Origin of the sequence: Pseudomonas sp. CH235, from assembly GCF_004368175.1 — a bacterium.
Taxonomy (GTDB): domain Bacteria; phylum Pseudomonadota; class Gammaproteobacteria; order Pseudomonadales; family Pseudomonadaceae; genus Aquipseudomonas; species Aquipseudomonas paraglycinae.
The window spans coordinates 96,456-110,222 of record NZ_RRZJ01000014.1 but is presented as its reverse complement, the minus strand read 5'-3'; the positions used below and the strand labels follow the sequence as shown (position 1 = coordinate 110,222).

At 61.3% G+C, this 13,767-nt stretch carries 12 protein-coding genes; 5 read left to right on the top strand and 7 right to left on the bottom strand.

The features are described 5' to 3' along the window. Positions 1-102: 102 nt before the first annotated feature. The 3 genes from EIY71_RS16655 (at position 103) to EIY71_RS16645 (ending at position 3,427) form a co-directional block, all read left to right on the top strand. A complete protein-coding gene (locus tag EIY71_RS16655) occupies positions 103-441 on the top strand; it encodes a DUF6124 family protein (protein ID WP_134022343.1) in 339 nt (112 codons plus the stop codon). A gap of 479 nt (positions 442-920) precedes the next feature. After that, the gene (locus EIY71_RS16650; protein ID WP_102687156.1) at positions 921-2,072 is read left to right on the top strand and encodes a M14-type cytosolic carboxypeptidase; all 1,152 of its coding nucleotides are present in this window, start codon (positions 921-923) and stop codon (positions 2,070-2,072) included. A 146-nt stretch (positions 2,073-2,218) separates the two neighbouring features. Next, positions 2,219-3,427: an MFS transporter gene (locus EIY71_RS16645; RefSeq protein WP_134022341.1), complete on the top strand. Its 1,209-nt coding sequence runs from the start codon at positions 2,219-2,221 to the stop codon at positions 3,425-3,427. A 7-nt stretch (positions 3,428-3,434) separates the two neighbouring features. Here the strand turns inward: EIY71_RS16645 and EIY71_RS16640 are convergent, their stop codons facing one another. The 5 genes from EIY71_RS16640 to EIY71_RS16620 form a co-directional block, all read right to left on the bottom strand. Then, on the bottom strand, positions 3,435-3,980 hold the full coding sequence (locus tag EIY71_RS16640) for a cytochrome b (RefSeq protein ID WP_085745942.1): 546 nt from the start codon (positions 3,978-3,980) through the stop codon (positions 3,435-3,437). After that, the gene (locus EIY71_RS16635) at positions 3,977-5,071 is read right to left on the bottom strand and encodes a catalase family peroxidase (RefSeq protein WP_129972685.1); all 1,095 of its coding nucleotides are present in this window, start codon (positions 5,069-5,071) and stop codon (positions 3,977-3,979) included. The genes EIY71_RS16640 and EIY71_RS16635 overlap by 4 nt, the downstream gene beginning before the upstream one ends. Before the next feature lie 120 nt (positions 5,072-5,191). After that, positions 5,192-5,956, bottom strand: a complete 765-nt coding sequence (locus EIY71_RS16630; RefSeq protein ID WP_129972684.1) for an enoyl-CoA hydratase-related protein — start codon at positions 5,954-5,956, stop codon at positions 5,192-5,194. Between the two features lie 48 nt (positions 5,957-6,004). Next, a complete protein-coding gene (locus EIY71_RS16625; RefSeq protein ID WP_134022339.1) occupies positions 6,005-7,339 on the bottom strand; it encodes a hypothetical protein in 1,335 nt (444 codons plus the stop codon). Continuing rightward, complete coding sequence (locus EIY71_RS16620; RefSeq protein WP_134022337.1) at positions 7,336-8,898, bottom strand: amino acid adenylation domain-containing protein; 1,563 nt, start codon at positions 8,896-8,898, stop codon at positions 7,336-7,338. Before EIY71_RS16620 ends, EIY71_RS16625 begins: the two co-directional genes overlap by 4 nt. 272 nt (positions 8,899-9,170) lie before the next feature. On the opposite strand from EIY71_RS16620, the gene EIY71_RS16615 reads away from it, so the two are divergent. Together EIY71_RS16615 and EIY71_RS16610 are read left to right on the top strand one after the other, a co-directional pair. Then, positions 9,171-9,677: an RNA polymerase sigma factor gene (locus EIY71_RS16615; protein WP_085745937.1), complete on the top strand. Its 507-nt coding sequence runs from the start codon at positions 9,171-9,173 to the stop codon at positions 9,675-9,677. Further along, entirely contained in the window at positions 9,674-10,426 is a 753-nt protein-coding gene (locus tag EIY71_RS16610; protein WP_134022335.1) for an anti-sigma factor, read from the top strand. Before EIY71_RS16615 ends, EIY71_RS16610 begins: the two co-directional genes overlap by 4 nt. Positions 10,427-10,431: 5 nt before the next feature. Here EIY71_RS16610 and EIY71_RS16605 read toward each other — a convergent pair whose 3' ends face one another. Further along, complete coding sequence (locus EIY71_RS16605) at positions 10,432-11,403, bottom strand: spore coat U domain-containing protein (RefSeq protein ID WP_134022333.1); 972 nt, start codon at positions 11,401-11,403, stop codon at positions 10,432-10,434. Further along, positions 11,400-13,757: a fimbria/pilus outer membrane usher protein gene (locus EIY71_RS16600; protein WP_134022332.1), complete on the bottom strand. Its 2,358-nt coding sequence runs from the start codon at positions 13,755-13,757 to the stop codon at positions 11,400-11,402. Before EIY71_RS16600 ends, EIY71_RS16605 begins: the two co-directional genes overlap by 4 nt. Positions 13,758-13,767 lie beyond the last annotated feature (10 nt).

Genomic DNA, 13,767 nt, shown 5'->3' with positions numbered 1-13,767 from the left:
GCCGGCAAAACACATATTGTAGTATTTAAATTCTGGTCACAAATACTGATAGTACTATGCTTGAGTCACGGATTTGAATCGACCAAGGAGTGACCTTTCACCATGAATATCACCAGCAAAGACTTGCCCGACCTGCAAATGGACACCACCTTCACGTCCCCGCAAGGGTGCACCGCTGCGCAACGGGCGTTGGACTATTACTTGAAACCAGCTGTGTCAGAACCGGAAGTGGATGAGCGCTTTTTCGGCGTAAACAGCAATCTGAGCGGCGAAGAATCCCTGGTCCACGCCTCCGATCTGCTGCGATGTGCAGCAGCGACGGCGTTCAAGGCGGCGGACGGCCTGCAGGGCGTCAATCGGGATCTGGCGTTTTCGGTCGTGCACATGGTGGACATGGCGCGGGCGATGGTTGATCACTCGCTCGATGGCGCAGTTCGCTGAAGACGGGAGTTCGGACGGACGGGAAAGAATTTTCCAATCGCGCAGATAAAAACATTTGACTTGCAAATGATAATGATTATTATTGCAAGCAACTGGTCGCGAGATCAGTCGATGGACCAGAGACCTTAGGTCGGTCTTCTGGACTATCTCCTCATCAGGCTAATCACGGTTTTTGACCCGGCTTTTTGCCGGGTCTTTTTTTTGCCAGTTTTCTGGCTTGTGGCTTCAGGCTAATGAAGTCTTTGGATGCCGCAAATTCGATGGCGCGGATAATATCAAAAGAATATTGCTTGGCAAGCGGACCCCGGCCACATTAGGGCAAAGTAACGCCAATTAGCACTTGAGAATCAATCGCACAGCCACTAAGCTGCATCCGCGTCACGGAAGACGCCCCCCGCCGCAACCCGCAATTTCCCTCGGTTTCACCCCTGTCTTGCGTGTAAAGTAGCCGCCATAAAAATCATATTCAGGAACCGATTATGACCGTGGCCAAATCTTCGTTCGACATCAGCGCCAACTTCGACAGCGGCAACATCCAAGTCATCGACATCAGCAATCCGCTCAACCCGGTTCTGGCAATTCGGCCAGATACCCGCAGCGCTCATTTCCAGTGGTTCCACTTCAAGGCCAGCGGCCTGCATGTTCATCAGGAACACTGGTTCCGCCTGGTCAACGCCAGCCAGTCTTCCTACAACAAAGCCTGGACCGGCTATCAGGCGGTCGCTTCCTACGACCACGTCAACTGGTTCCGTATCCCGACTCAATTCGAAGGCGACAGCCTGCGCTTCTGCCTCGAAGCCGAGCAGACCCACGCCTGGTTCGCCTATTTCGAACCTTACAGCCGTGGCCGTCATGACTGGCTGATCGAGCAAGCACTGACCAAGGCCGGCACCGAACTGCTGGCCACCGGCAAAAGCGTCGAAGGCCGCGACATCCAGTTGCTGCGCAAAGGCACTGGCGCCGAAGGTCGCCGCAAGATCTGGATCATCGCCCAGCAGCATCCCGGCGAGCACATGGCCGAGTGGTTCATGGAAGGCGTGATCGAACGCCTGGAGCATCATGACGATCCGGTACTGAACAAACTGCTGGCCAGCGCCGATTTGTACCTGGTGCCGAACATGAACCCGGACGGCGCCTTCCACGGTCACCTGCGCACCAATGCCATGGGCCAGGACCTGAACCGCGCCTGGCAGAACGCCAGTCAGGAAGTCAGCCCCGAAGTACTTTTCGTACAACAGCAGATGGAAAAGTACGGCGTCGATCTGTTCCTCGACGTACACGGCGACGAAGAAATCCCCCACGTGTTCACTGCCGGTTGCGAAGGCAACCCGGGTTACACCCCGCGCCTGGAGAAGCTCGAAGAGCACTTCCGCAGCCACCTGAAGCACACCACCAAAGATTTCCAGACCAAGTACGGCTACACCCGCGACGAGCCGGGCCAGGCCAACATGACTCTGGCCTGCAACAGCGTCGGCCAGAAGTTCGACTGCCTGTCGCTGACCCTGGAAATGCCATTCAAGGATCACGATGACGCGCCGAACCCGCTCACCGGCTGGTCGGGCAAACGCTCGAAGCAACTGGGCAAAGACGTGCTGACCACCATCGCAGACATGGTCGACACCCTGCGCTAATCCCCTCGGATTTTCGCTTCACGAAAGATCGCAGCCTGTCTGCGATCTTTTTTTTGCGCCGACTTTTACCCAATCAGGTTGCAAATCAAAACCGGATTACTTACCGTCAATCAAGTTTCAATTTGAAACCTGAAAGGATCCGGGACATGAACACTGCAACACTCGATAAAGGTGTCGTACTGCTTTTCGCCATCGCTTGCGGCCTTGCGGTGGGCAACGTGTATTACGCCCAGCCGCTGCTGGATGCGATGGCCGACGCCTTCGGCCTGTCGCCGGGCAGCATCGGTATCGTCATGACGCTGACCCAGGTCGGTTACGGCCTCGGGCTGTTATTGCTCGTGCCCCTCGGCGACATGCTCAACCGCCGCCGGTTGATCGTCACGCAAACGCTGTTGTCCGCCGCTGCCTTGCTGATGATCGCTCTGGCCTCGAACAGCGCCTGGCTACTGATCGGCGTCACCCTGACCGGCCTGCTGGCCGTGGTCACCCAGGTGCTGGTCGCCTACGCCGCTACCCTGGCCGTCCCGGCACAACGCGGAAAGGTTGTGGGCGTGATCACCAGCGGTATCGTCGTCGGCATTTTGCTCGCGCGAACGGTGGCTGGGGGGATGGCTGATCTGGCCGGCTGGCGCTCGATCTATCTGCTGTCGGCGGGGTTGACGCTGGTGATGGCCGCGCTGCTGTTTCGGGTGTTACCCAAAGATGAAGACGCACGATCGACCACGCGTTACGTGGCACTGATCGCCTCAGTGTTCAGCCTGTTTCGTGAGGAACCGGTGCTGCGCCAACGAGCAATCCTCGCCCTGCTCACCTTCGCCAGCGCCATGGTTTTGTGGACGCCGATGGTGTTGCCGCTGGCCGCCCCGCCGCTGTCACTTTCCCACAGTGAAATCGGATTGTTCGGACTCGCCGGCGCGGCAGGCGCACTGGCCGCGGCCAGAGCCGGACATCTGGCGGATCGAGGATTGGGGCAATGGGTCAGCGGCCTGTCGCTGCTGCTGATGCTGGGCTCATGGCTGCCAATCGCACTCACCCAGTCTTCGTTATGGGCACTGCTGCTTGGCGTCATCACCCTGGATCTGGGCTTGCAGGCCGTACACGTCACCAGCCAGAGCATGATCTACAGCGTCCGCCCGGAGGCGCAGAGCCGACTGACCGCCGGCTACATGCTGTTTTACTCAATTGGCAGCGCCTTGGGCTCAATCGCCTCGACGGCCATGTACGCCTGGGCAGGATGGCCGGGCGTGTGCTGGCTGGGTGCCGCAATCAACACGGTCGCGCTGCTTTATTGGTGGAGCACCGTGGCCAAACAGAAACGTGGCGAGGCTGCTTGCGCCCTCGCCACGTCGGACTGACACACGATCAACCGCGATTGCGTCCCCGCAGCATGCTGTCGAGCACCTCGTCGCGGCGCACCCAGCCATGGAACAGCGCCGCCGCCAAATGCAGCAGCACGGTCAGGAACAACAGATACGCCAGATACCCGTGAGCCTTGCGCAGCAACGCGAACACCTGCGCATCCGCCGGCACGATCGGCGGCAATTGCAGCGACGTGCCGAGCATCACCGGATCCCCAGCCGCGCTGATCATCGCCCAGCCCAGCAGCGGCAACACCAACATCAGCGCATACAACAACAGATGAGAGGCCTTGGCCGCCATCACCTGCCAGCCCGGCAGATCCGCCGGCAGCGGCGGCTGACGGGTGCCGAGCCGCACCAGAATGCGCACGATCACCAAAGCGAGTATCGCGATGCCCAATGGTTTGTGCAGATTGATCAACCATTCATGCCGCGCCGACACCGAGGTCACCATGCCGGCGCCGATGAACAACATCGCGATGATCATCAACGCCATCAGCCAGTGCAGCAACCGCGCCAGCGGATTGAAATGAGTCGGTTGCGTGCTCATGGGCGAGCCTCCTTTTTGCCGGTTGGCAGTTGGCTGACTTCGCTGGTGCGACGCAGGTAGGAATCGGCGTAACCGGCCGAGCGCGCGGCCAGCAACGGATCGTCGGAACCCTGAATGCCGGCCGGCAGCACCAGCGGATCGTAGTTGATGTCACGGCATTCGCCGCTGAGTTGCGGCTGGGTCTTTTCCAGCACCAGAGTGCCGGCGTTCAACACCTTGCGACCGGGAGGCCAGGTCTTGCTCGCATCGTTCACCGGATCGTCGGCATTGGCCAAGGTGATGTTCAACTGATAACGCAGCGGCCCTTCGGCCAGGCGCTGCACCAAGTCTTTCTCAAGGAAATCGCTACCTTCAGGCGCAGTCGCACCGGCAGCGTCCTGGGCCAGAGGCGTCATGCTCCAGCGCACCGCTTGCTTCTTGCCGCTGGCATCCACCAGATAGAACGCGTTGACGCTGTTGTAGGTTTCCGTCGCGTAACTGGCCGACGGTTTGGCGGTTTTTATCCAGGTCAGAAACGGCACGGCTTCCGGGTGTGAGGCAAAAAATGCCGGCACTTTGGTCGGATCCGGTTTACCGGTGGCGGGATCCGGCGATTGCGCCTGCTGCAACTGATAGAACGCCTCGGGCGTGCCGACCGGGAACACCGGCATGCTGTTCATCCCGGTGCGCCACTGCTGGCCGTTTGCCTGAGTGAAACGCAGCGCCAGACTGCGGATCGGTACGGCGCTGTCCGGCGCATACGGACTGCCGGCCGGCAACGCAAAGCGCCCGACCACCGGCGTGCGCGGCTCATTGAACACTTGCGCGACAGAATACGCGCGAGCCTCGCCGCTGCTCTCGAAATGTCCGATCACGCAAACACCTTTGGCGTGATTGCGGCGAAAGCCGGGATGCACACCGTTGTTCTTTTCCAGCACATCGACCAACGCTTTTGGCGTCAGGCGTTGTGGGTCAAATGAACCATGGACGTAGGCAAACGCCCCGGCCAGGGCTGCGACCACTACGGCGATTCCGCCAAGACGCAACACCAGGTTCGCGGCACTCAGTGGCGGGCGTTGAGGCCCGCCGGGCGGTGAGCTGCGATCAACCATGAAAGACTCCAGGGCCATCGGCCATAGGGAAAGGTGCTATGAGACGCACGCCTCGTAGGATTATTCCCTCTGAACTGTAGTTTCTTTCATGGAGTGGCGTCGGAGTCCAATCGCGGCCGGCTAAATCTGATCGAAACGCGGCGCGCGTTTTTCCAGAAACGCCTGCATGCCCTCCTTCTGTCCAGGTGTCGCGAACAGGCCGTGAAACGAGCGTCGTTCAAACAGTATGCCCTCGCGCAATCCCGACTCGGACGCCCGGTCCACCGCTTCCCGGGCAGCCCGTGTCGCCGTGCGGGGAAATCCGCCGATGCGCTGTGCAATGTCCATGGCCTGCTCCAACAGGTGATCGGCGTCTGTCACCCGCGACACCAACCCTGCCTGCTCGGCCTCACGGGCGGACAGTGTGCGACCGGTCAGTATCATGTCCATGGCTTTGGCGCGGCCAATCAACCGGGTCAGGCGTTGCGTACCGCCCATGCCCGGCATCACGCCCAGAGTGATTTCCGGCAATGCGAATTTCGCGGACTCGGCCGCCACGATCACATCGCACATCATTGCCAATTCACAGCCTCCTCCGAATGCGAAGCCCGCCACCGCCGCGACTTTTGGCGTGCGCAGAGCGGCAAACGCATCCCAGCCGGCGAAATGGTCTTCCTCGATCATTTCCAGGCAGGACTTTTCGTACATCTCCTTGATGTCGGCTCCGGCAGCGAAATAATCCCGGGTACCGGTGATGAGGAAACATCCGACACCCGGATCACTGTCCAGCGGTTGCAAGGCCTCCAGCAATTCGCGCATCAGTGATGTATCCAGCGCATTTCGTGCGTGCGGGCGGTTGAGGCGGATCAGTACCACGGGGCCGTGTCGTTCAATCAATAGGTTCATCGCAATCTCTTTGAATAGCGGAGTGAGTGGAAAAACACCGACGCGCCGTCAGGAATCCCAGATCGCGCCGTAGGCCGGAATACCCCGGGACTCCATTTCCTCGACTACTCGCTCGGTCAGCTTCTGATTGGAAATACAGATCACCGCTTCCGCGCCGTGGGTTCGAACGGCGGCATACGCCAGCGCCACCAGATCCGGCTTGCCCAACCGGTCGGTGTCCCAGATATGGGCATCGGGTTGTGCCTGCAGGATTTCCTCCACCAGCGCATCACCATAGGTCTCGCGCGGGCTGCGGGTGGACCAGATCAGGTGGATCGGCACCTGCCGCGCCAGCAGATGCGGCAGCACCGGCCCAATGCCACTGCCGGTGGCGACGTACACCACTGACTTGAACAGGGTTTCGATATGGGCGACGCCTGCCGTGGTGATGCCCTTGACCCAGACATGGCTCGGCGGCTGCTCGATCAGTTCACCGGTCCAGTCGCCGGCACGGGAAATGATCAGGCGAAAACCCTGTTCGTCCGGTGCAGGAATGTTGGCAAACGAGTGCCATTCCCACAGCGGATGGCGACTGATTGCGGTAGAGGATCCGGCGAACGGTGTGTGGTGATTGAACCGGGCAATCACCGCATGCGACGACGGTTTGACCAGCGTCACTGGCACCTTGCGCAGGCGCAGCCAGGGCAAGGCAATGCTGAGTGTCAGGAGCGGCAGCATCCAGAATGAAACGGACGTCAACAGTACTTGCGCCAAGTCGGCGCCAGGATGACGATCCCGGGCAAACACCAGCGTCATGCCCCAGAACAGCAGCAGCGCCGCCCAACCGGCGAACCGATGGGTGCGTTCGAAAGCGTTGTGAAACCGTGAGCGAATCCCCGGCAACGCCATGATCGCCATCAGCAGCAACAACCCCAGAAGCGCGGCACTGATCGCCAGCAGCGTCAGCGAAACCCCACCTGCCCCGTCGGTCCTTTGCCAGATCATCGAGCCGAGCAGCACAACGAACCAGACAATCGCGGCCATCGCCCCGCCACTGTGCAAACCGCCGAAATGATAAACCTTGGCCAGCGAGCGACGAATCGCCAGCGGCCAACACGTGGGAGCCCGGGTCGCCAGCCAGAACAGCAGATTGATCAAGTATTGCTGACGAATCAGGATCGCCATCGACAGGTTCGCCAACACCAGCTGCGACAATGCCTCCAACGCAACCTCCGAGGCCGACCACCACTGTCCGACGGTGATCCCGTACACCAGCGCCCCGAGGTTCGCCAGCAACACCAGCGCAACCAGGCGGTTGTAATGTGAAAACAGCGGCAGCGTTCCCAGGCGCCGCCAGAGCGGACGTCGCGGTGGCAGGGCAAAAGCGTCGTCGACCTGACTCATTGCACCGCCTCCTGCAGTGTGGCAGCGAGCTGCGCCTGATGCGCCTGTGCCCGCTCAAGCAACAAGCGTTTGTCGACCTTGCCCCTTGAAGTCAGCGGGATGTCATCCACCGGCAGAATCATCGAAGGCACGCAGTAATAGGCCAGACGCTCCTCGCAACGGCGTCGCGCCACATCGGTGTCCGTGGATGCAGGAAAGACGAAAGCCACCAGATGACGGTTATCGAACTTCAAGGTCACCGCGCGCTCGCAGCCCGGTGCAGACTCCAGCGCAGCCGACACCGAGTCCAGCTCAACGCGAAAGCCCCGGACTTTCACCTGATCGTCCACCCGGCCCAGGTGCTCCAGTTCGCCGTCAGCAGTCCAGCGCCCCAGATCACGGGTGCGAAACATCATGCGGCCCTGTCCCAGAAACGGATCGAGGCGGTAACGCTCGGCAGTCAGGGCAGGATTGCCCAGATACCCGGCCGTCACACAGTCGCCACCGGCCCACATTTCGCCCTGCTCACCCGGCGCGCACAGTTGGCCCGTTTCATCCAGTACATACACGGTGTTGTTCGGCGTTGGCTTGCCGATCGTCAACGGGCCCGTGCCTCGGTAATGCTGCATGGTGTTGACGATGGTGGTTTCTGTGGGGCCGCAAGCATTGTAGAAATCGCAAAAGGACGCCCAGCGATCAGCCAGGGGCTGCGGGCACGGTTCGCCGGCCAGGGCCACCACCTTCACCTGACTGCAGCGCTCCGGATCCAGCGTGGCGAGAATCGATGGGGTCGCGATGAGCACGTCACACTGCTCGGCGGTTTCGGCAATGTCCTTGCCCCGGATCAGCAGCGTCGCGCCATGGGCCAGGCACCCGAGGATTTCCCAGGCGGCCATGTCAAAGGCGATATTGAGAATCTGCCCGACGTTCATGCCCGGCCCCATGCCGAGATTGCCGGGGCCGGTCAGCAGAATGTTGCAGACATTGCGTTGAGTCACCCTGACACCGTTGGGCTGACCGGTCGTGCCGGACGTAAACAGCACAAAACACAGGGCATCCGGTGACGAAATGTCCGCCCCCACATTCACGTCATCGGCGGCCAAGCCCGGCGTGTCGATGAACGTATCCAGATGAATGCAATGCTGCCCGGTCGTCAGCGGAATCCCGTGGGCCAGTGTTGAAAGCGTCAACACCACCTGCGTCGAAGCAACCGACATGATGTGGCTCAACTGCGTGGCCGGAGTAATGCCGACATGCTGGGGAATATAGGCGGCCCCCACCTTCAAGGTCGCGAGCATGCCCACCAGCATCGGGATCGAACGTTCGACAAACAGCGCCACGTGATCGCCCGGGGCTACGCCATGACTCGACAACAAACTGGCCAACCGGTTGGCCTGGCGGTTCAACTCGCCATAGGTAAGGATCTGCCCCTGAAAACGCGCGGCCACATGCTGCGGATGAGTCGCCGCCCGCGCTTCGATCGCACGGTGGATCAACGAGAACTCGGGCTCGGCCACCGGGCCGCAGCCGAATGTCCGCCAGGCGTCATAACCTTCGCTCGGTGTGGCTGGGGTATTCATTACGATTGCATGCATCTCAAACATCCCTTTTGCTCAAATCATCGTTTCAGCCGCTTCGGCCACCGATTGCCTGCTGGCGACATCGGTGGCTGCTTGCGCTTGTCGGACGGGTTGAGCCGGGAGATTTGAATCCATTACACGCACTACAGAACGCGGCGAACTTTCCTACGTCGCCAGTAATGAAATCTTTCAACTCCTGGAATGGAATAAGCTGTGTCGAGAGGCGTCTTTCCTACCACTACCGCGCTTCTGGCCCAGAGCATGTCCCTGTCATGAATACACTCGACGAGCAATTACGCGATCTGATTCCCAGATTGCGCCGCTTCGCGCTTTCGCTGACACGCAACAGCAGCAGCGCCGACGACCTGGTACAGGCCAGCCTCGAGCGGGCACTGTCGGCTTGGGGCGAGAAGCGCGCCGACGGCGATCTGCGCGCCTGGCTGTTTTCGATCCTGTACCGGCAGTTTCTCGATGCGCATCGGCGCTCGCGGCGTTATGCGCGGATGCTCGAATTCTTCACCGGCCGCGATGACGCCGAGCCCTCGGTGGAACGCACCGTGATTGCCCAATCGACCTTGCAGGCTTTCGACCGACTGCCCACCGAACAGCGCGCGCTGCTGCTGATGGTATCGGTGGAAGGCCTGACTTATAAGGAGGTCGCCGAGATTCTCGACGTCCCCACCGGCACCGTGATGTCGCGCCTGTCCCGTGCTCGCCAGGCCCTGCGCCAGCTCAGCGACGGGGAAATCAGCAGCCCTTCCTTGCGGATACTCAAATGATCAGTCTGCCCCCCAACGAACGTGACCTGCACGCCTACGTCGACCACCAGCTCAGCGAGGCCGACCGGCATGTGCTGGAAACCTGGCTCACCAGCCATCCGGACGAAGCGGCGCAGGTTCGCGCCTGGCAACAGGACGCCCAGCACCTGCGCGCCGCCCTCGGCGGTGCCTTGCAACAACCGGCCAATCCGGACCTTGATCCGTCGCTGATTCGCCAGCGACTCAAACGCCAGTCGCGCCGCCAATGGGCCAGCGCGGCAATGCTTTTGATTGCCGTCAGCCTCGGCGGTGTCGGTGGCTGGAAAGCCCGGGACATGACCGTGTTTCATCCCCCGGCACCGATGACGGACGCCTTGCAGGCGTACCGCTTGATCGCCCAGCAAGGACTTCTGCCGGCGGACTACAAGGTCGATGGTGACGGCGACATCCAGCGTTGGCTCGACCGTTATTTCACTCAGGCCAATCGCCTGCCGGACCTGACGTCGGCCGGTTTTGCACCGGTCAGCGGCCGTCTGCTGAGCACCGATGAAGGCCCGGCGGCGATGGTGATGTATGAAGACCAGAGCGGGCACAAGGTGAGTTTCTACGTGCGCCCACCGGGACCTAAAAATACCTTTCTGCCCCGGGGCAGCCGCCAGGACGGGGATCTGCAGGCCGAGTACTGGTCCGGCAAGGGCTACAACTACGCAATGGTCAGCCCGACCGATACCCCGGCGGCGAAAATGCTCAAGCAATCCGTGAGTTTCTAGCCGGTTCAGAACCCCACATCCAGCACCACATTGTCCAGATAGGTTCCAGCGGGCGGTGTGGTCTGGTCGGTGTAGATTTTCGCGTTGTAATTGAAGATCTGGCTGCCGGTGCCCAGCCCGTTGCCGGGGTTGACCTCGGCATCGCTGCTGGCCCGACGGGCCGCGCCGACACTGCCCCAACGGGTGGTCCCGGCGCTCTTGAAAATGTCGTAGGCCAGATAGTTGCTGCCGGAAATCATCCGCCGCCGTCCGCCGACACTCAGCGCATTCTGCCCGTCGTTCAGCCCCACGGTGTAGGCACTGCCCTTGGTGCAGGCGAGGTTGATGGTCTGCCCGGTCACCGGGGTGAACGCACTGACCACCGGCGCGCTGCCGAAAGCGATGTTCGGGGCAGTGATGGTGCAGTCGTTGGACACCGTCAGGTTGACCGTCAGCGTCGTCGTGCCGCTGTTGATGTCACGACCCAGGCACAGCCCGCCCACACCGATGCCCGAACAATAATTCCAGCTCCAGAAAATGCTCAGGGTTTCGGTGTATACCCCCGCCGCCACGTTGCTGCCGATGGTGGTCCCGAAATAGAGCGGAACGGTTTTCGGCACCGTACCGCCCAGCAAACCCAAGGCATCGATAATGCCGTTGCGGGCGAAGTCATAGGCGGTGCCACGCGTCAGCGGGTAACTGGTGCTGTTGTTGGCGTAGATCGTGTAACCGATCACGTCGCCGGTGGGCCCGAGCAAACCGCTCTGGGTCGAGGTAACGGTGGCCCAGAAATGATCATTGTTGGTCAACAGAGACAGCAGCGAACCGGTGCAACTCAAGCCTCCGTTCAAGGTGGAACTGGGTTGCGAGGTGGTGCGCACGGCAATCGAACTGATGTTCCCGAACCCGGCCGGTGTGGTGGTGACCACCGAACACAGCGCCTGCGCCAGTCCCGGCAACAGCAACAGCAGCCACAAAACAAACCGCGCCCGGATCATTGGCACACCAGCGGGCCGATCAGCGGCACTTCATCCTGCTGCAGGTCGACGCTGAATTGCGCCTGGCAGGTCTTGCCGTCCGCGAGAGTCACCCGCAGCGAATTCTGCGCCTGAAGATTTTCCAGATAGACCAGTCCATCCCAGCCGACCACCGTCCGCGTACCGCTCTGCTCGTGCAGCACTCCACTGCCCAGCGGCAATTCCTTTTGTTGCGCGTCCACCAGCACGATACTCGCGGCGATCACCCGGCTCAGCGGAAACTCCAGCAGATAGCCACTGCCCCGGCGCACCGCTACACGCTGTTCGACATTCGGGCTGCGTACGTTGGCCGGAAGGTTCAGCGGATCGATTTCGTACTTGCCGCGGTAATAGGCGCTGCTCCACGGCACCAGCAAGTGGCCGTTACGGTCGGTCTGGCCGACCTGCTGGTTCTCGTAACGCACCGGAATGTCCGCGTAGCCGTCGGTGCTGACCACCACGAACGCATCGTCGATGCGATTGGCAGCGAACACTTGATCGTCCATCCACACCAGCGAACCGCTGGCATCGGCCCAACGGGTTTCGGCGTCGGACGTGCCGTAGACGCCCGCCTGCAATTGCACCGATTGCAGGCGCCAGGTCAGGTCCGCCTGACGGTAATCGGCGCCGTCGCCCTTGGCATAGCCGAGATTGAAGCCCACCCCGCCCTCGGACGGTACGGCGCGGCTGTAGTTGACCCGTTGCTGCGTCTGTCCGGTCTTGCTGCGTTCGCTGCTGATGGCCAGGCTGCCGCGCAGGTCGAACGGAATCACCAGTTGCGCCTGCACCGCCCAGTTGCTGTCGCCGATTTCGCGGTTGGCCGACAGGTAGAAACTGCTGTTGCGCCACAGCGGTTTGCTCCAGCTCAGGTTGAGCAACCGTGTGCGCGTTTCGTCTGCCGCACGAATGTCAAAATACCCCACGCCGAGACTGCCCCAGCGTTCGAGATTGAGGCTCAGGGTCGCCTGCTCACTGCGCTTGCTGAGTGTGGTGTAAGGGCTGTCGACCACGGTCAGGTCGGCGTAACGGTCGCGGCGTTGCAAACGCTGATAGGAAAAGCTGTAGCGTTGGCCGCTGTATTGATAACCGAGGCTCAGTTGCTGACCGCCATCGCCGTCGAAACGACTCTGGCTGATCGCGCTGTTGAGCACCCCGAAATTGCCCAGCCGCAAGTTACCGCCCAGCCCGCCGAGCGTCAGGGTATCCGCCGCCTCGGCGTGACTCTCCAGAGTAAAGGTGTCGCTGACGCCATAACGCAAACTGCCCGAGGTGACGCCCGGCCCATAGCTGAAATCCTTCAGGCCGTAATCCCGGCGTAGCGTACCGGCGGCCACCGAAAAATCGCTCAGGCCCTTTTGCAGCAGGCTGCTGGTGACATAGAACGGCACCGTGGTCGACACCTGCCGGCCCAGCGCATCGGTGGTCACCACCACCGCCTCACCCGCGCCGTTGATAAACGGAATGTTGGTCAGGGTGTACGGCCCCGGTTGCAGGTCGGTGCTGCTGGATTTGTAGCCGTTGATGAACAGATCCACCGAGGACGGCACCGCCGCTTCCCCGGCAAATTGCGGTAGCGGATAGGTCACCAGATCCGGACGCACTGCAAAATCCCTTGAGAACTGCACACCGCCCAGCCGCACCGAACTGCTCCAGGGCAAGGCGCCGCTGACCACGTCCCCGGCCTCGTAGGTCAGCATCCGTTCGTCATCGGAGTAACGCCAGGTGGTGTCGTAACGCAGATAGCCGTTGTCCAGCGTGCTGACCGCATCCCCCGACAACGTACGGCGATATTGCCCGGTGTTCGACAACGTTCCCCAACTGTCGAACACCCGCACTTCGTTCCACGCCGCCAGATAGGTGCCGGCGTCGTCGGTGTCATTGAGGTACAGGTCATAGTTGAACAACGCGCCGAAACTGCTCAGCGCCGGGGTGCGCGGATAGATTTCACGGTTGCCGATGAACTGCTCCGGCAGCCAGTCCGGTGGCACGTCGAGCAGCAGTCGCTGGCTGACGCTGTCGTAATCGCTGTGCAGGCCCGGCAGGCCGTCGAGATCGACTTCGGTACCCGCCTCTTCCGGCAGCTTCATGCCGGTGTCGCGCAATACGCTGGCCGGCAGGAACAGGCGCCCGCCGCGCTGCTCCACCGCCACCACCCGGCCGGTATTCATCTGGTTGACCACCAGTTCCAGAAACAACTGTGCATCGCTGACGGCCTCCATGCCGCTGGGAGGCGGCGGCAATTCGCCGGCCCCGGATGGATGAATGAACATCAGGCACCACGCGCCGGTCATGAGCCACAACGGACGCTGAATACGTCGAGCCCATCCTGGACTCATTAGCGTGTTA